The organism is Micromonospora sp. MP36 (assembly GCF_008119785.1).
Taxonomy (GTDB): domain Bacteria; phylum Actinomycetota; class Actinomycetes; order Mycobacteriales; family Micromonosporaceae; genus Micromonospora.
Genome location: NZ_VSFA01000128.1, coordinates 1 through 17,025, shown reverse-complemented (window position 1 = coordinate 17,025; position 17,025 = coordinate 1). Strand labels below are relative to the sequence as shown.

The 17,025-nt window shown below is 70.6% G+C and carries 15 protein-coding genes and 1 pseudogene; 9 read left to right on the top strand and 7 right to left on the bottom strand.

All coding sequences use genetic code 11. The features are described from left to right. Positions 1-204 (top strand): annotated as a pseudogene (locus tag FXF52_RS36545) (IS5/IS1182 family transposase); the annotation flags it as partial. 27 nt (positions 205-231) lie between these two features. Beyond that, positions 232-1,224, top strand: a complete 993-nt coding sequence (locus FXF52_RS36540) for a LacI family DNA-binding transcriptional regulator (protein ID WP_148804244.1) — start codon at positions 232-234, stop codon at positions 1,222-1,224. A 73-nt stretch (positions 1,225-1,297) separates the two neighbouring features. On the opposite strand, the gene FXF52_RS36535 is transcribed toward FXF52_RS36540, so the two are convergent. Together FXF52_RS36535 and FXF52_RS43585 are read right to left on the bottom strand one after the other, a co-directional pair. Beyond that, entirely contained in the window at positions 1,298-2,578 is a 1,281-nt protein-coding gene (locus tag FXF52_RS36535; RefSeq protein ID WP_148804243.1) for a vanadium-dependent haloperoxidase, read from the bottom strand. Positions 2,579-2,931: 353 nt separating this feature from the next. Next, positions 2,932-3,300, bottom strand: coding sequence for a hypothetical protein (locus FXF52_RS43585; RefSeq protein ID WP_187413927.1), 369 nt, complete (start codon positions 3,298-3,300; stop codon positions 2,932-2,934). On the opposite strand from FXF52_RS43585, the gene FXF52_RS43580 reads away from it, so the two are divergent. Together FXF52_RS43580 and FXF52_RS43575 are read left to right on the top strand one after the other, a co-directional pair. After that, on the top strand, positions 3,299-3,448 hold the full coding sequence (locus FXF52_RS43580; RefSeq protein WP_255472730.1) for a hypothetical protein: 150 nt from the start codon (positions 3,299-3,301) through the stop codon (positions 3,446-3,448). The genes FXF52_RS43585 and FXF52_RS43580 overlap by 2 nt on opposite strands. Next, the gene (locus tag FXF52_RS43575; RefSeq protein WP_255472729.1) at positions 3,445-3,633 is read left to right on the top strand and encodes a response regulator transcription factor; all 189 of its coding nucleotides are present in this window, start codon (positions 3,445-3,447) and stop codon (positions 3,631-3,633) included. Before FXF52_RS43580 ends, FXF52_RS43575 begins: the two co-directional genes overlap by 4 nt. A 232-nt stretch (positions 3,634-3,865) precedes the next feature. On the opposite strand, the gene FXF52_RS36520 is transcribed toward FXF52_RS43575, so the two are convergent. Further along, complete coding sequence (locus FXF52_RS36520; protein WP_222870878.1) at positions 3,866-5,449, bottom strand: hypothetical protein; 1,584 nt, start codon at positions 5,447-5,449, stop codon at positions 3,866-3,868. A gap of 9 nt (positions 5,450-5,458) precedes the next feature. After that, complete coding sequence (locus tag FXF52_RS36515) at positions 5,459-6,547, bottom strand: Nif3-like dinuclear metal center hexameric protein (RefSeq protein WP_222870877.1); 1,089 nt, start codon at positions 6,545-6,547, stop codon at positions 5,459-5,461. A 313-nt stretch (positions 6,548-6,860) separates the two neighbouring features. Between FXF52_RS36515 and FXF52_RS36510 the strand changes: the two genes are divergently transcribed. Further along, positions 6,861-7,253: a Na-translocating system protein MpsC family protein gene (locus FXF52_RS36510; RefSeq protein ID WP_148804241.1), complete on the top strand. Its 393-nt coding sequence runs from the start codon at positions 6,861-6,863 to the stop codon at positions 7,251-7,253. Between the two features lie 84 nt (positions 7,254-7,337). On the opposite strand, the gene FXF52_RS36505 is transcribed toward FXF52_RS36510, so the two are convergent. Further along, on the bottom strand, positions 7,338-7,793 hold the full coding sequence (locus FXF52_RS36505; protein ID WP_148804240.1) for a heme-binding protein: 456 nt from the start codon (positions 7,791-7,793) through the stop codon (positions 7,338-7,340). 128 nt (positions 7,794-7,921) lie between these two features. On the opposite strand from FXF52_RS36505, the gene FXF52_RS36500 reads away from it, so the two are divergent. Then, complete coding sequence (locus FXF52_RS36500) at positions 7,922-9,667, top strand: CdaR family transcriptional regulator (RefSeq protein ID WP_148804239.1); 1,746 nt, start codon at positions 7,922-7,924, stop codon at positions 9,665-9,667. Here FXF52_RS36500 and FXF52_RS36495 read toward each other — a convergent pair. Beyond that, positions 9,654-11,090, bottom strand: a complete 1,437-nt coding sequence (locus tag FXF52_RS36495) for an MFS transporter (RefSeq protein ID WP_187413926.1) — start codon at positions 11,088-11,090, stop codon at positions 9,654-9,656. The genes FXF52_RS36500 and FXF52_RS36495 overlap by 14 nt on opposite strands. 189 nt (positions 11,091-11,279) lie before the next feature. Between FXF52_RS36495 and FXF52_RS36490 the strand changes: the two genes are divergently transcribed. From FXF52_RS36490 to FXF52_RS36480, 3 genes are all read left to right on the top strand, one after another. Then, positions 11,280-12,872 (top strand): hypothetical protein, encoded by a 1,593-nt coding sequence (locus tag FXF52_RS36490; protein WP_148804237.1) that lies wholly within the window; start codon positions 11,280-11,282, stop codon positions 12,870-12,872. Between the two features lie 215 nt (positions 12,873-13,087). Then, positions 13,088-14,029, top strand: a complete 942-nt coding sequence (locus FXF52_RS36485; protein ID WP_148804236.1) for an aminoglycoside phosphotransferase family protein — start codon at positions 13,088-13,090, stop codon at positions 14,027-14,029. 314 nt (positions 14,030-14,343) lie between these two features. Further along, a complete protein-coding gene (locus tag FXF52_RS36480; RefSeq protein WP_148804246.1) occupies positions 14,344-15,726 on the top strand; it encodes an alkaline phosphatase PhoX in 1,383 nt (460 codons plus the stop codon). Positions 15,727-15,769: 43 nt separating this feature from the next. Here FXF52_RS36480 and FXF52_RS36475 read toward each other — a convergent pair whose 3' ends face one another. Next, a complete protein-coding gene (locus FXF52_RS36475; RefSeq protein ID WP_148804235.1) occupies positions 15,770-16,741 on the bottom strand; it encodes a GlxA family transcriptional regulator in 972 nt (323 codons plus the stop codon). Positions 16,742-17,025 lie beyond the last annotated feature (284 nt).

Below are 17,025 nucleotides of genomic sequence, written 5' to 3'. Positions count from 1 at the left end.
GGGCCACGCGGTGGCCGGCCGCCCACGTTCCGCCCGCACCGCTACCGGCAACGCAACACCATCGAACGGCTGATGAACCGGCGCAAGCAGTTCCGCGCCGTGGCCACCAGGTACGACAAGCTCGCCTGCCGCTACCGCGCCACCGTACAGATCGCCGACATCCTCATCTGGCTACGCGCAAAACCGGACCGCCCCAAGCCATGATCCGGGAGACACGGCCTAGATGCGTTCGTGGAGCCCACCATCTTTGACGTCGCGCAAGCTGCCGGCGTGGCCGCGTCGACGGTCTCCCGGGCGTTCAACAAGCCCGGCCGGGTCAACGAAGCGACGCGACGGCGGATAGTCGCTGCGGCCGCACAGCTCGGCTACCAGCACAGGCCGCAGAACCGCGCCCTTCCGGGTCCACGCCACCGCACCATCGCCATGGTGCTGTCCGACATCACCAATCCCCACTTCTTTGAGCTGATCCGCGGCGCGGAGCAGCGCGCGAAGGCGTCCGACGTCACTCTGGTGATCGTCAACGCCGAGGAATCCCGGCGCATCGAAGAGAACCAGATCCGGGACCTGGCCGCGGGCGTGGACGGGTTCGTGCTGGCCTCCAGCCGACTCGGCGACGAGGTCCTGCGCGACCTCGCCAAACTGCACCGGATCGTCCTGTTCAACCGAGAGCTGCCCGGGTTGACCAGCGTGGCGTTCGACACCGTCGCAGGCTGTCAGCAGATCCTGGAACACCTGGCCTCGCTCGGGCACCAGAGCTTCACCTACTGCGCCGGGCCACCCAACTCCTGGATGGGTGCGGCGCGCTGGGCGGCACTGAGCGCCGGGGCCGAAGCGCACGGCCTGACGGCGCACCGGATCGGTCCGTACACCCCCAACGTCGCCAACGGCGGGGCCGCCGCCGACGGAGCACTGCGCACCGGTGTGACGGCCGTCGTAGCTCACAACGACCTCCTGGCGATCGGCATCATCCGACGCCTCGCCCAGCGCGGTGTTCGAGTCGCGGCCGACATCAGCGTGGTCGGGTTCGACGACATCTTCGCCGCCGATTTCGTCCATCCCTCGTTGACCACCCTGGCTGGGCCCGGCTCGCACGCCGGCCGGCTCGCGGTGGAGCTCTTGATCGAGCAGTTCGCCGCACGATCACAACGCGACGGCGAGGCGATCCGGCTGCCTACCCAGCTGGTGCTGCGCGAGTCGTCCGGCCCAGCGCAACGCCGCGCCTGAGCGGCGCGGCCGCAGCGAGCGTGCTGACCCAGCCGGCGTGCAACAACAACTGCGCCGGCTGACGCCCGGCGCGTCACCGCCGAGGGCGGAAGTAGTTATTGATCATGTACGCGGTGACCTGGCCGCCGATCTTCGCGCCCTCGACGTCGGCCGTCCGGGTGTGGATGCCACCCCAGATGCGGGCCTCGATGACCTCGGCGAGGGCCTGCGAGAAGCCGCTGAAGTACCGGGTGGTGCCCGAGGCTTCGCTGTAGGCGCTGAACGGGATGTCGTCCCGGCCGAAGAAGTGCCTGAGGGCCGACATGCTCGCCGCGGTGAAGCACGTGTGCCCGGACGTGTAGTCCGGGTGTGGCGGCGTGACGAGGAGCGGCATCCAGGTGGAGTCGGCCTCGGTGGCCGGGTTGCCGTCGGTGTCGGCCAGTTGGATCGCGGTGACCGGCCGCCAGAACGTCCAGGCGCCCTTCTCGTTGTAGCAGGCGGTCGTGGCGTCGGCTTCGGCGAGGTCGACCATCGCGAACATCCGCGCCGTCTGCAGGGTGTTCAGCCGCTGCGTCGTGGCGAGCTGCCGTTTGATCTCCCATTCGCCCAGGTGCCGGTCGTGCCACCAGATCGCGGCCTGCGTCTGGTCGGCGGTCCGGGTCGGACTGTCGGCCGCGCCTATCGCCTTGACCTCGTTGAAGTCCCGGGCGTACTGCTCGCTGGTGAGCGCCGGCGGGCCGGACGTGCGGAACATCGACGCGCTGGGGATGAGGAACGGTTTGAGATTCGCCACCCATGCCCCGTCGTTGGCGTTGGTCGGCGGGGTGGGCCGCCATTGGCCCGGCCCGGTGCCGACCGGCCAGGCCGTGTCGCCGAACGCGCCGTCGTTCTGCCGGGCGCTGATCATCGCGGCGGCGGTCTGGTTGCCCACTGAGATGCCACGCCGCTTCGCGCTGCCGTTGGGGATGGTCGCCAGCCATTCGTCGTACTGCGTCCGCAGCCGGGTCTGCTGGGCCGGGAACAGGGAGCTGAGCACCTGGAACGCCGCGCTGCCGACCGCCGCGTTCACCGACTCTCGGCCGTTGGTGGCCGGTGCGGTCAGGTAGGGCTGGTAGGGCCGGCCGGCGATGGCGTTGATCGCGTCGTAGATGGCGCCGTGCACCATGGCGAAGCTGCGCGCCTGGACCTGGGGTTGTTGGCCGGCCACGTCCCAGATCGCGGATTGCGCGTTGCGGTCCCAGACGATGACGGCGTTTTCGGAGGTGTTCGCGTCCGCTGCCTGTGCCGGTGAGAACGCGACCGGCGACCCGGCGGCGAGGATTCCGGCGACGAACGCGCCCACGACTCTTCGGCGGGTGCGAACCTGATCTGTCATGAGTGCTCCCTCGCTGGCGTCCGGTCGGCTCATCAGCCCATCGATGTGAGTTACTGCCAGGTCGGAAGTTACCGCGCCGCCTGCGGCCTCCACAGTGGCCGAAAGGTTGGAGGAGTCGTTGTCCCGCAACTGTTCCGGGCACGGTCAACTCCGCGACACCCGCTGTGGCCTTGCGCGACCCGCCGCGTCCTCGGTCAGCGACGGCAGTGCCCAAGATCGCCGCTGAGTACCGGCCAGGTCGCGGCACATGACGCAACGGGAAGACTTCGCCCGCAGGAAACGGCCGAACCACGGCCGCCCCGGAACCGGCGCGCCTTACGACGAACGTATCGCCTGGCGACGTCGCGAGCCGCTCAACGACAACCCGGCCGCCTGACAGCGGCGCTCATGGGATGCCTGTCGACGCCCGCCCGGGGACGACTCGTCGCGGCCCCGGGCGCGACGTCAACACTGTCCTGCTCAGTCCCGGGGCCGGTCAGCTCGGGGCGCAGCGCCAGGATGACGCCCAGCGTCGCGTAGCCGAGCAGCAGGTGCCCGCCGCCGATCCAGTTCGACAGCGGCTCGCCGAAGATCACAAACGTGAGGACGGTGACGACGGCCCAGCTCTCCGCGACCGTCGGCCACACCCGGGCAGCGCCCTTCCAACGGCCCGTGAAGAGGATCTTGAGGCCGATGACGAACATGCCGAGCATCGACAGCGGCCAGAACGCGTCGAGGATCATGATCAAGGGTGCCGAACAGGAGGAGATCGTCCGCGCGATCCAGACCGTGGCATCGGGCGGCGCGGTCTTCGGCGCGGCGCTCGCCCTGCGGATCCCGGAGTTCTTCGCCGCCGGCCGCCGAGCGCCGGCACGGCCTTCCCCGAGTTGACCGCTCGGGAGCGAGAGATCCTGGAGTTGCTGGCGGCGGGGCGGTCCAACGCCCAGATCGCCCAGGCGCTGTTCCTGTCGCAGACGACGGTCCGCAACAACGTGTCCAACGTGTTCGCCAAGCTGCGGGTCGCCGACCGTGCCGAGGCGATCGTGCGGGCAAGGGAGGCCGGCCTCGGCCGCTGATCTTTCAGCTGCGCTTCCGGCTGCGCGTCGATGGATCCAATTGGCGCCCGGCCCGCTCGCCTGCTCGAGGGAATCACCGGCTGGCCGTGGGAGTTCGCCGCGGGCAGTTTCGGCGGCCGCGCCCTACGCGCAGGACACGAGCAAGTTCTGCGGTCCGGGGTCTCCTGGTCATGCCGGCGCTGCCGCCCATCCCTGACAGCAGCGCCGGCATCCGGCTCGAAGGCTCGGAGGCTTACCAGATGATCGCGGCCACCACCGCACTGACGACCAGCCCGGTGACCACGGGCAGGAACAGCTTGCGGGCGAGGTCGACCACGGACACCCCGCAGAAGGTGGCAACGGCGATCAGCGAGGACCAGATGACCAGAGTGCCGCCGCCGGTCCACGACGCGCCGTTCTGCGCGATGGCAGCGAGCGTGGCGGTGTCGACTCCGGCATGGGGGCTGAGCGCCTCCGACAGGGAGCCGGTGAGCGGCAGGCCCGCCCACCCTGATCCGTCGAGTCCGACCGTCATGCCGGCGAGCAGGACGGCGAACATAATGACGAACGGGTTGTGCGGGATGTGCTGCTCGACGCTGCGGATCGCGTCGAACAGGAAACCGGGCGCGGTCGTCCCGTCCGCCAGCCCCATGATGCGGCCGGAGAAGTCCGAGATGCCGATAAAGACGAACCCGGCGATGGGGATGACGACGCCCATCGCCTTGAACGCGAAGGAGAGGCCGTCGACGATGTGCTCGGCGCAGCTCTCCAGGGAGCGGACACCGTCGCTGGTCAACGCCACGGCGAGGAGCAGCAGCGCCGCCAGGCCCCCGACCAGCGGAGCCCCGGCGCCGTCGTCGACCGACACCAGGTGGGTGAAGCGCCCGAGCAGCATGTAGATCAGCAGCGCGCCGAAGGAGGCGGGGACCAGCACGGCGAACACCTTGGCGCGACGGTCGCGTCGGCCGGAAGGATCGCCGTCGAGCACGGCGTCGGTGAGTGCCGGCTGCCCGTCCGCCAGCGCCTCCCGCGGCGGCTGCTTGGTCGCCAGGGCTTGGCCGAGCTGCTCAGGTGTGCCGCCCGAACCGCCGCCCGTGGCACCGCCGGAGGTGCCGCCTGCGGCGACCCCGGCGGGGGCGAGTTCGACCTGCGCCCGGCTCGCCGCCAGCTCGGCACCGGCCTCGCTGGCGGCCGCCAGGCCGGGTCGGCGACGGCGTACGGTCATCAGGTAGCTCATGCCCAGCGCGACGATCCCGACGACCCACGACAGGATCAGGGCCCGATCGGCGATCAGATCGGCCGGCACCTTGGCGCCGCTGGCCGAGAGAGCGGGCGCCACACCGATGACGTAGTCGGAGGCCAGTGCCATGCCCTGCCCGGCGATGGCGATCGCGATCGCGCCGGCCATCGGGGACAGGCCCGCTCGGATGGCGGCCGGGAGCAGGATCGCCGCGATCAACGCGAGGGTCGGCGTGGGCCAGAAGAACAGCGCGAAGACGTACGTGACGATGAACAGGACGAGGTAGGCGATCGGCCCGTTCACCATCAGCCGGCGAAACGGCGCGACCATCCGGTGTTCGGCCCCGATGGCTCGCAACGCGGCCAGCATCGCGGTAACGAGCGCGATGATGAGGAAGATGTTGAACAGCTCCGAGGCGGCCACCAGACTGGCGCGGAACACCGACGCCACTCCCCCGGGCACGCTGCCGGTGAAGGTCACGGCGGTGAGGAAGGTCGCGGCGATGGCCGGCACCACGACGTTCTTCCGGGCGACCATGACGATGATCAGTGAAGCCAGACCGGCGAGGTACACCCAGTGCGCTGGGGTCATTTCCATGGTTGTCTCCTAGCTCGCTTGCTCGGAGTGGCTGAGGGGTGTTGCCGTCGCGGCGACGCGAGTGCGTACGGCTTCGGCCCGTGGCAGCAGATGCTCCTGCGCCATCGTGCGCCCGTACGCGCGCAGCGGGCCCGTGCCCACCCGGTTGATCGGGATCGAGACGACTCGGTCCCGGAACAGGACAACGTCGACGTCGGGCAGCAGCGCGGACAGTCCGAACGCCAGCGGGAGTCCGTTCTCGAAGATCTCCGCGGCGTGGGTGCTGCCCACCAGTACGTTGAGTCCGCGCGCGGCCGCACTGGCCACCACGGCCGAGTCCGGGGCGGTCGCGCTGATGCTGAAGATGACCGTGGAGATGGTGGGGTGTTCGGCGAGCAACTGGGCGAGCTGCTTCTCGCCGAACCCGGTGTGCGGGAAGGCGTGCAGGACGACCTCGCCGAGCGGGTCGTCGAGCGCGCCGGCGAGCACCCGCATCCCGGGGGCGGTGGCGCTGTCCGTCAGCTCGGCGCACTGGCGGACGGCGCGTTCGCCGTCCAGGATGCGCCGGTCCAGGGACCGCTCCAGGCCCGTGTCGAGCCGGGCGAGCACGTCACCGACCGTGGCGACGCCTGGCAGCGGCCGGCCGACCATGACCACCAGTCCGTGCACCCCGTCGTAGGCGGGGTTGACGTAGAAGGGCCGGTGGCCGTGGAGGTGGGCCATGCCGGGGTGCAGTCCGTGGAAGGCTTCGTGGCACTCCAGCACCGCGACCCCGTAGAGGGAGAGGTAGTCGGCGAGCGCGACCCCGCCGGAACTCGCCGCATCCGCGATCGGGTGGTGCGCGACGATCGCGTCCACGCCACTGGCATGAGCGAGTTCGATGTGGTGTTCGGTGATGGTCATCGCGACCGCCAGCCGCCGCACGGTTTTTTCGGTGGCCCCCCAGACCAGGCCGGGCCGTTCGGTCACCGCCTTGCCGGGTATTCCCGAGTCCTTGCTGATCACCCACGGGTTGCGGCCTCCGTCGGAGCTGGTGATCCGGCCGCCGGTCAACCCGTCGAGGGCCGCGACCACGTCGGCCACGGTCGGACAGGTCTGCGACACCGCCTTGTTCGTCACGCGTTTCGTCCGCCTTTCCGTTGACGCCAGTGCGACACGCACTGGATCTGGTGCGGCGGAAGCAAAAGAGCTGCCACCGCTCGGATTCGGCGGTGTGCGCGAAGCACGCGCAGACCGCCAACCGCCATCGGCGACAGCTGTCGGGCTCTTCGGGACGGAAGCTCCCTCGACCGTTCGTCGGCTCTGTGTCACGACGTCCTCGTCGGCCCGTACCTGTGGGAACGGCGCTTCAGAGGTTTGTGATATATAACGGCGCTCGCCGCGGCGTGTCAAGGTCTCGACCGCGCCGTCAGACGATCACTACAGTCGCGCCATGGATCACTCAGGCAGCACACCGCCCCGGACGCCTGGAGAGCTCAAGCAGGAGATTCTGCGCGTCTACAACGCCGTGAACCAGGGCATCGCGGGCGTCGGTGTGAGCCGGCAGCGGGTCGACCTGTTGGACGACCGGATTCTCATCCTCGCCCAGCACCAGCGCGTCAAGGCGCTGGCGGCGCTGGACTCCGCGCACCGCGACATCACCCGCGAGGTGGACGTGGCGCTGCTGGACGAGGGCAAGCGGCGACTCGCCCAGGAGTTCAAGGACAAGATCGGACTTCCGGTACGGGTGGTCCTCAAGGATTACGACCCGGATACCGAGATCGCCGCGACCGTGGTGGTCCTCGAGACCCCGTTGGCTCTCGAGGAGTCCCGGCGTCACCACTAGGTGGGGGCGCCGGGTCGATCCGCACGTCGGCGCCGGCGTGCCGGGGCGGCGGCACGTCGGCGGCGACGGCGTGTTCGACCGGGGCTACCCGCCGAGTCCCAGTTCCGCGGCGTGCTTGGCGAACGCCTCCAGTGCGGCGGCGCCGACCGCCTTGTCCTGCTCGCCGTTGCCGCCGCTGACGCCGACGGCACCGACGATCTGGCCGTCGTACTCGATGGGGAACCCGCCGACGAAGATGGCGAACTTCCCGGGGTGCATGTGGCTGATCCCGAACGCCTCGTTGCCCGGCAGCGCCGGGCCGTTGGGCGGCTCGTTGAACTTGTGGGTCGCGCGCTCGTGGCCGGCCGCGGTGAACGCCTTCGCCATCGCGATCTCGACGCCGGTGAGGCGGGCACCGGGCATCCGATGCAGCGCGAGCACGTGGCCGCCGTCGTCGCAGACGCAGATCGTCTGCTTGACTCCGATCTCCTCCGCCTTCGCTCGAGCTGCGGCGAGCACGGGAAGCGCGTCGTCGAGGGTGATTCGGTAGATCCTGTGCACGTTGCCTCCTCTGCCCCACTACCGGGCGGTCCGTGCGACCAGCCTGCCCGGGCGCGGAGACCGCCAACAATGGCTAGACTGCCGCGATGCGACGGGGGTAGGTTGTGCAACCTGTCCAAGGAGTGGTCATGACGGACCCATCAGCGATGGCATTCGACGGCCGGCCCGACCCGGACCCGCAGCACCTGACGGTGGGCCGGTTGTTGCAGGAACGGTTGCTTCGTCAGGCGCGTACGGCGGCGTCCGCTGACCTGCTCGACACCGCGGTCAGCTGGTGCCTGCCCTTGGACGAGGTCCAGGCCAGTGACGACCCGCTGCCCGGGGTTGTCGTCCATGCCCGGGCCGACCAGGTCCGGTCGGCGCTGCTACCCGATCTCGGCCGGCGCAACGCCGCCGCCCTCGTCGTCGCCGGCGAGGCCGATGTTGTCGCCGACCCGAGCTGCGGCCTGCCGGTGATCCACGTCGGCGCGCACGTCGCGTTCCGCCAGCTCAGTGAACTGGTGGCGGAGCTGGTCCTGGCCCGGGACACGCACGTCCTCCGCTACGGCCTGCGGGTGCACCGGGCGCTGGTGGAGTTGCTGTACCGCGGGGCCGGCCTGGCCGCGCTCGGGCAGCAGATGGCCCGGTTGTCCGGCTGCACGGCGGCGATCCTCGACCCGCAGTACCGGGTGCTGGCGTTCGAACGCAGCCGCGACCGGCTGTTCGAGTCCGCGTCGGTCGCGGACGCGCTGCGCGGGGAGGCGCCCGGCGAGGCCGCCGACCCGCGACCCGCCGCCCGTGGTGCGGCGGGACTGGATGTCGTGGCGCAGCCGCACGCCGGGCCCCAGGTCCGGCGGCTGCTGATCGACGGGATCAGTGCGACCTGCGTGCTCAATCCGATCCTCCTCGGCGGTCGCCACGACGGCTGGGTGCTCATCGTGGAGTCGGCCGATCCGCCCAGCCCGCACGAGATCGCGCAGCACCGGGTGGTTGTCGAGCAGGCCGCCACCATCGTCGGTACGGAGATGCTGCGCATGCGCAGCGTCGAGCAGGCGCAGGAGCGGGCGCGGGGCGACTTCGTCCACGCGCTGCTGCACGGCCGCTTCTCCAACCAGCACGAGCTGGAAGCCCGGGCGGCGCACTACGACTTCCCGGTCGGGGCGACCTACGGCGTGGTCGTGGCGAACGGGCTCGGCTCGGTCGGCAGCCCCGACTCCCCCACCGCCCTGTTCCAGCTGGCCCGGCACGCCGCCCGGCTCGACGCCCGGCCGAACGTGCACACGTTGGCGACGGTGGTCGGCGACGTCCTGGCGGTGGTCCGGCAGGTCGACCCCGCGGGCCGCCGGGACTCGCCCGACGCGCAGGACCGGGCGCTGGCGGACTTCGCGCGCGCCCTGCAGGCGGACCTGGAACGCCGAACCCAGCGCCGGGTGGCGGTGGCGTACGGGCGCTGCGTCGGCGGCGCCGGCCGCATCTTCGACAGCTACCGGGAGGCGCGCATCGCGCTCGGGATCCGCAACCGCCTCGGCATGGACCAGGTGTGCGGCTTCCAGGACCTGCGGGTGTTCGCCGCCCTGGCGGAGCTCGCGGAGAGCCCGCAGGGGCAGGCGTTCGCCCGGGACCTGCTGGCCCCACTACGCGGCTCCCGCGCCGGTGGGAACGGCCTGGAGGAGGCCGTCATCGCCTACGTCGCCTCCGGCGGGAACCTCAACGCCGCCGCGCGGGAACTGCACATCCACCGCAACACGATGCTGTACAAGCTGGATCGGGCGTCGCGGCTGCTGCAGCTGGACCTGCGGGATGCCGAGCATCAGTTCGCGGTGTGGCTGGCGCACAAGCTCAACCTGCTCGCCGAGACGATGACGGCCGTCGACCGGGATCTCAGCCCGACGTAGTGGTCGGCGACGGTGCATGGACGTCGAGCGGGGACGGGTCGGGTCCGACGAAGCTGACCACGAGCCCGATGGCGGCGACCGCCGTGCATCCGGCGAAGAGCAGCGGCAGCGCGCCGTGCGGATAGACGACGGCCACCCAGGCCGCGCCCAGCGCCGACCCACCGAAGCGCATCATGTTGAACAGTCCGAGGGCAGCACCCGACCGGCCGGCCGGTGATCGGGTCGCGCCGGCGGCGGACGGTGTCTGGACGAGGGCCACGCCCACACCCACGGTGAGAAGCAACGCGACGAGCAACGGCGTGCTACGGCCGCCGCTGCCCGTGTAGAGCCCCACCAGCAGTTCCGCCACGCCGAGCAGGACCAGACCGGTACGCAGGATCAAGCGCGGCCTGCCGCGTTCGCTGAGCAGGCCGACGACGGGAGCCAGCACGGCCATGGCGGCGGGCAAGGCCAGCACCAGCAGGCCGGTGACGGCGGTGGCCCGCCCGAGGGTGCCCGTGAGGTACAGCGGAACCGCGACGAGCGTGGCGGCGAGACAGAACATCTGGGCGGCCGCGGCCACGGCGCTGCGCAGGAACCGCGACTCGATGATGAGGCGCGGCCGGATGATGGGCGCCACAGCCTTGGTGGAGGAGATGGCGAAGACGGCCAGCAGCGCCACGCCCGCCACGGCGAGCGTGCCGGTGGCCCAGGGCGGCATCAGGTGCTGCGGGACGGTGGTGGCGGCCGTCATCAGGAACGCGGCGCCGAGGGTCAACGACAGCGCACCGGGCCAGTGCAGCGCGGCGCCGTGCCCGCGGTCGTCGGGCACCAGCAGCACGGTGGTGACCAGCAGGATCGCGGCCACCGGAGCGAGGCACCAGAAGATCGCCCGCCATCCGGCGAGGTCGGCCAGCAGGCCGCCCAGCGGGGGGCCCATCGCCTGCCCGATGCCGTTGGCGGCCGCCCAGGCGCTCATCGTGCGGGTCCGCTGGCTCGGCCCGTAGATGCTGGCGAGCATGCCCATGACCGCCGGTGGGTAGGCCGCGCAGGCCATGCCCTGCAGGGCGCGCATCGCGACGAGGACGGGCAGCGACGGGGCGAGCGCCGCCCCCACCATGGCCACCGCCATCAGGGCCAGTGACGCGATGACCGTACGGCGTCGGCCGAACCGGTCACCCACCCAGCCGCTCAACGCCATGCTGGCGGCGAGGACCAGGACGAAGCTGCTCACCACGAGCACCCCGGACGACAGGGAGACGCCGAGGTCGGCGGTGATGTCGCGCAACGGCACGTTGAGCACGTTGTTGATGACGGTGCCGAGCAGCGTCGCGCCGAGCAGGGTCAGCAGGACACCGAGCCCTGCCCGCGTTCGCCCGGGCAGCGTCTCCCGGCCGGCCGGCGTGGCGAACGCGGTGCCAGCCCCCGGCCGGGTGTCCCGCACGTCCCGTCCTTCCCGTCGTATCCGCAGGTCACGTACGGTTTGAGACTGCGTCGTCACCGAGGGGCGGCGCTACGGCAGCCTGCACAATCTTTGACCGCCGGCCTGTGCACATCGCTGGTAGACGCTGGATACGCCGCACGCGGACTCTGACCTGCAATCGACTCCCTGCAAGAGGCAGTGAGGTGGCAGATGCAGCTAATGGCGGCCCATTGGGTCTATCTCGTCGGCGTAGTCGTCATCATCGCGACGATGATCGCCCGGAAGAACATCGTGGTACCGGCCGTGGTCGCGACGTTCGCGACCGCACTGGTCTTCTCGCACAGTGTGATCCGCGGGCTCTCCGCGGTGTTCAACGCCAGCCTCGTGGCGGCGACGGCTCTGTTCAACATCTTCCTGATCATCGCGCTCGTCACGGCGATGCTGCACTCGTTGCAGGCGATCGGCGCCGACCGAAAGATGGTCGCCCCGTTCCGAGGCGTGATGCGCAACGGCCACCTCGCGTTCTGGACGCTGGTGGTCGTCACGTACTTCATCTCGCTGTTCTTCTGGCCGACCCCGGCGGTGCCGCTGATCGGCGCGGTGCTCATCCCGGTGGCGATCCGCGCAGGTCTACGGCCGATGGCCGTCGGACTGGTCGTGGCGATCGCCGGCCAGGGCATGGCACTCTCCTCCGACTACGTCATCCGGGTGGCGCCGGGGCTGTCGGCGAAGGCGGCGGGGGTGGACGCGAACCTCGTCGCCGACCGCGCGATGGTGCTCTCCCTCGTCGTCGGCGCCGTCGCCCTCGCAGTCGCCTACCTGATGGAGTTCCGCGCGATGCGCCGACCTGATCCGGCCCTGCTCGCCGAGTGGGAGTTGACGGCGGACGGCAGCGGGCAGCGCGCGAGGGACCTGGCGGTCACCGAACGCGAGCGTGAGCTGGTCGGGGCGGGTGACCGGTCGGCCGGTGGCGGGGAGGTCCCGTCCCTGCGGGGCGGGCCACCGACGAGCGGCCACGGCGTCGCGCTGCGGGAGGAGTACGACGAGGAACCGCACGACGGCACGGACGACACGAACGGCTACCGCGGCAACCCGCTGGTGCCGACCTTCTTCGCCATCTTCGTGCCGGTGGCGTACCTGGCGCTGATCGTGTACATGGTGGTCGCCACGTTCTCCGACAGCGTGCCCGATCTGCGGGGCGGTGACGCCGCCGCCCTGGTCGGTGGCATCGCGGCGCTCGTCGTCTTCCTGGCCGCCCTCGCCGGTGACGGCAAGGCCTTCCTGGAGAGCTCCGCGACGCACGTCGTCAACGGACTGGTGTTCGCGTTCAAGGCCATGGGGGTCGTGCTGCCGATCGCGGGCTTCTTCTTCATCGGCAACGGCGACTTCTCCGGGCAGATCCTCGGCACCGCCGACCCGGCGAAGGGCCCCGCGCTGCTGTACGACCTGGTCACGGCCGCCGAGAACCACATCCCGCACAGCGGCTTCGTCGCCGCCTTCGGCATCCTGATCATCGGCATGATCGCGGGCCTGGAGGGGTCGGGCTTCTCCGGCCTGCCGCTGACCGGCGCGCTGGCCGGCAGCCTCGGTCCGGCTGCCGGGATCAGCGCCGGCACCCTCGCCGCCGTCGGTCAGATGGGCAACATCTGGTCCGGTGGCGGGACCCTCGTCGCCTGGTCCTCGCTCATCGCCGTCGCCGGTTTCGCCCGGGTGCCGGTGATCGCCCTCGCCCGCAGGTGTTTCATCCCGGTGGTCAGCGGGCTCGTCGCGGGGACCGTGTTCGCGGTGGTCTTCTTCGGTTAGGGCGCGCCCGAGTCGATCTCGTAACGGCGGTCGTTGACGAAGTGCCGGTGATCTCGCCCGGCGCCGGAGCTGGGTGGTTCCGGGGTGGCGGCGGGATCACCGGCACACCCGTTGCGGGTGTTTATTCCCCGCGCCTCAGGGCCGAGGACCTGTACTGTCCCTGGCGTGACTCGTGGCGACACGCTGAACTGCCCTGATCGGACGAGGACGTCTCGGTGAGCAACACACCGCACCTCGGTCCCGTTCCCCAACGCATCGCCATCGATGCGGGCCTGGTGCGTCGGCTCGTCGCCGACCAGTTTCCGCAGTGGGCCCACCTCCCGGTTCAGCCGGTAGCCAACGGCGGCTGGGACAACTGGACCTTCCACCTCGGCGCCGGGATGTCGGTGCGTTTGCCCAGCGCCGCCGAGTACGCCTTGGCGGTCGACAAGGAGCACCGCTGGCTGCCGGAACTCGCCCCCCGGCTCTCGCTGCCCATCCCCGTCCCACTGGCCAAAGGGGAACCCGGCGCAGGCTACCCGTACTCGTGGTCGATCTACTCCTGGCTCGACGGCGAGCCGGCGAGCGCGGACCGCATCGCCGACCCCATCCGATTCGCCATCGACCTGGCCGAGTTCCTGTCAGGACTACAGAGCATCGATCCCACCGGCGGCCCCCTCCCCGGGCTGCACAACTGGTTCCGGGGCGGCACGCTGCGCACCTACGGCCGCGAAGTCCAGCGCGCGCTCACGGCGCTGGACGGCCACGTCGACGTCGACCTGGCCGGCGAGATCTGGCAGAACGCACTGGACGCATCCTGGGACGGTACGCAGACCTGGTTCCACGGTGACGTCGCCCAGGGAAATCTCCTGCTCAACGACGGGGAACTCGCCGCTGTCATCGACTTTGGGACGTGCGGCGTCGGCGACCCGGCCTGTGACCTGGCGATCGCCTGGACATTGTTGACCGCCGAGGGCCGGCAGGCGTTCCGAGAGCGACTGTCCGTCGACGGGGCGAGGTGGGCGCGTGGGCGCGGCTGGGCCCTCTGGAAGACGCTCACCGCCTGCGCCCGGACCTTGGGCAAGGCCGACGAACAGGCGGTGATCGCACTGCGCGTCCTCGGTGAGATCTTCGCCGAATACCTGGCGGACACCCGGCGGCAGCAGTACCAGACTTGATCACGTCGTGACGAGTCTCTGCCCCTCCCCTGGGTAGGTGCCAAGGAGGTTTGGGGCCAGTGAGGTCCGACAGCCGCCGCTCGGTGGCCATGGGGTGGTTCATACCGGTCCGTCCGGCATGCGGCGAACATCGTTTCGCGCTATCGATATCCGTCGGCGTGGGGCGGGGGTGATGCGGCTGCCACAGTTGGCGGGGTCAAATCGATCGGCATCTTGACGGATGGGGCGGGATGTGACGTAGTTGATCGAGCGGTTCGGGTCGATGCCGGATGGCCCGCAGCCGTCCGCGACGTCTAGGAGGCTTATCCGTGTCTATGTCTCGCCGCCAGTTCCTGTCCCGCTCGGCCGGGGCCGGTCTCGCTGTGGCCGTGGTCGGTTCGGTCGACGCCCTGTTCACGGAGGCACCCGCGCTGGGGGTGTCCGGCCCGGAGGTCGGCTACGGCCCGCTCGTGCCTGACCCGGCCGGCATGCTCGACCTGCCGGTGGGCTTCCGCTACACGGTGCTGTCGCGCGAAGGCACCGTCCGGCCGGACGGTGGCATCGTGCCGAGCCGGTTCGACGGTATGGGCGCCTTCGCCGACGAGGCGCGCGGCACTCGCCTGGTCCGCAACCATGAGTGCTCCCCGACCGCGAAGATCACGGTCGCGGCTCCGCCGGAGCGCACGTACGACCCGGCCGCCGGGGGCGGGACCAGCACGCTCGCCGTCGACGCGTCGAGCCGCGCCGTCTCTGAGCACGTCAGCCTGGGCGGCACGGCCATCAACTGTTCCGGCGGTCGGACGCCGTGGCACACCTGGCTGACCTGTGAGGAGACCGAAGACAAGGCGGGGGCCCGCGGGTACACGAAGGACCACGGGTTCATCTTCGAGGTCGACCCGTACGACGATGCTCGCAACACCGATCCGACACCACTGAGGGCGATGGGCCGGTTCCAGCACGAGGCGGTCGCGGTCGACCCGCGCACCGGCATCGTCTACGAGACCGAGGACGCGTTCGTGGCGCCGCTGGGCAGCTTCTACCGCTTCCTGCCGAACCGGCCGCTCGGCGGCCACGGAAGCCTGCGGGCAGGCGGCGTGCTGCAGGCCCTGCACGTCCCGGACCTGCCGGACCTGTCGGTGGTGACCGAGGCGGGCACGGCCTTCTCCGGCGTCGAGTGGCTTGACGTGCCGGACCCGCTGGCGACGACGGAGTCGGTCCGCGCCCAGGACTACCCCAAGCCGATCACCGGTGGATACAAGATCGAGGGCGCCTGGTGGGGGGAGAAGGACGGCTGCGCCTACTTCGTCTCGTCGTTCGCCCGGCGTGAGCTGGGCTCGGCCCGCGACCACGACGGGCAGGTCTGGCGGTACGACCCGCGAGCCCACACGTTGCGCCTGGAGACCATCTTCACCCGTCCGACGCCGGCGCCCGAGAACCCGGAGTTCGACGCCCCGGACAATATCTGCATGTCGCCGTACGGGGGGCTGATGATGTGCGAGGACGGGATCGGGGACCAGCACATCCTTGGTACGACCGCCGACGGCGAGGTGTTCGTCTTCGCGCGTAACCGGGTCAACATCGGCACCGCAGGGGACCCGGAGTACGGCGAACTGGCCGGAGCGACGTTCTCCGCCGACGGCCGGACCATGTTCTTCAACGTCTACAACCCGGGCATCACGTACGCCGTCACCGGGCCCTGGAACCGCCGCCAGGGCTGACGCCACAGCCACCGCGCGATGACGGAAGACCCAGGTCACTCCATCAGGAGCTCTGTGTGCGCCGACGGTGGACCGTTCGGTACTGCGTCGGCGAGATGCCGAACCATGCGCTGAACGCCTGGCGCAGGGTCTCGCCGGAGCGGAACCCGGTCGCCTTGGCGATCGACGAGACGGCCTGGTCGGTGGTGACCAGGGCGGTGGCAGCTGCCTCCAGCCGCACTTGACGGACGAGTCGGGCTGGGGTCTGCCCGGCGTGGGCGACGAGCAGCCGGGTGAGGTGCCGTTCGCTCACACCGGCCACCGCGGCGAGCCGGGCGGTGGAGAGCTCCGTGCCGGGATTGGCCGTGACGTGGTCGAGGACGCGCCGCACCACGGCGTGCTCGGGGCGCCGGGCACGCACGAACATGCTCATCTGCGCCTGGTTGCCCGGTCGCTGCAGGTAGGTGACCATGCCCATGGCCACCCACCGGGCCAACTCGGCGCCGTGGTCGGCCTCGACGAACGCCAGGGTGAGGTCGAGCGCTGCGGTGACGCCGCCGGACGTCCACACGTGATCGTCCCGCACGAAGATCGGCGCAGGGTCGAAGCGGACCGCTGGATACGCGGCGGCCAACTCGGCCGTATGGTGCCAGTGCGTGGTTGCCCGTCGACCGTCGAGCAGCCCGGCCGCGGCTAGCACGCTCGCACCTGTGCACACCGACGCCACGCGGCTCGCGCTCCGGGCCAGCCTCTGGACCTGGGCAAGCAGGCCGCCGTCCGCGGCGGCCGCGGCGTGCCCAAGACCGCCGGAGACGACGAGGGTGTGCGTGCCGCTCACGTCCTGCAACGCCACTTGGCTGGACAGCTCCAGCCCGGAGTCACAGCGCACCGCGCCGCCGGACAGCGTGGCGAACCGCACGGCGTACGCGGGCGTCGCGCCGAGCCGGTTGGCCATGGCGAGACAGCTGGTGACGCTCGCAACGTCCACCAGCTCGATGCCGTCATAGCCGGCGACGACCACACGCCGCTCGTGCATGGTGTCATCGTAGGAGCGCGTGACGCGGTCCGGCAGGACATGTTTTCCAGAATCTCGGACATGATGGCCGCCGCACCTGTTCCCGCAGGGTGCGCGGCGAATACGGTTCCACCTCGTGGAGCGACATCGAGCGCGCACCCTGCCAGAGCAGGCCGGGCAATGCGCTCGACCGTATCAACGCTCTCGCTGACGGATCGCGCGGCTTCGCGTGGCGTCTTTCAACACCCGCGCGTTCTACTGAAAGGGCCACACCGAATGGGCAGGCTGGTAGTGACCGAATACAT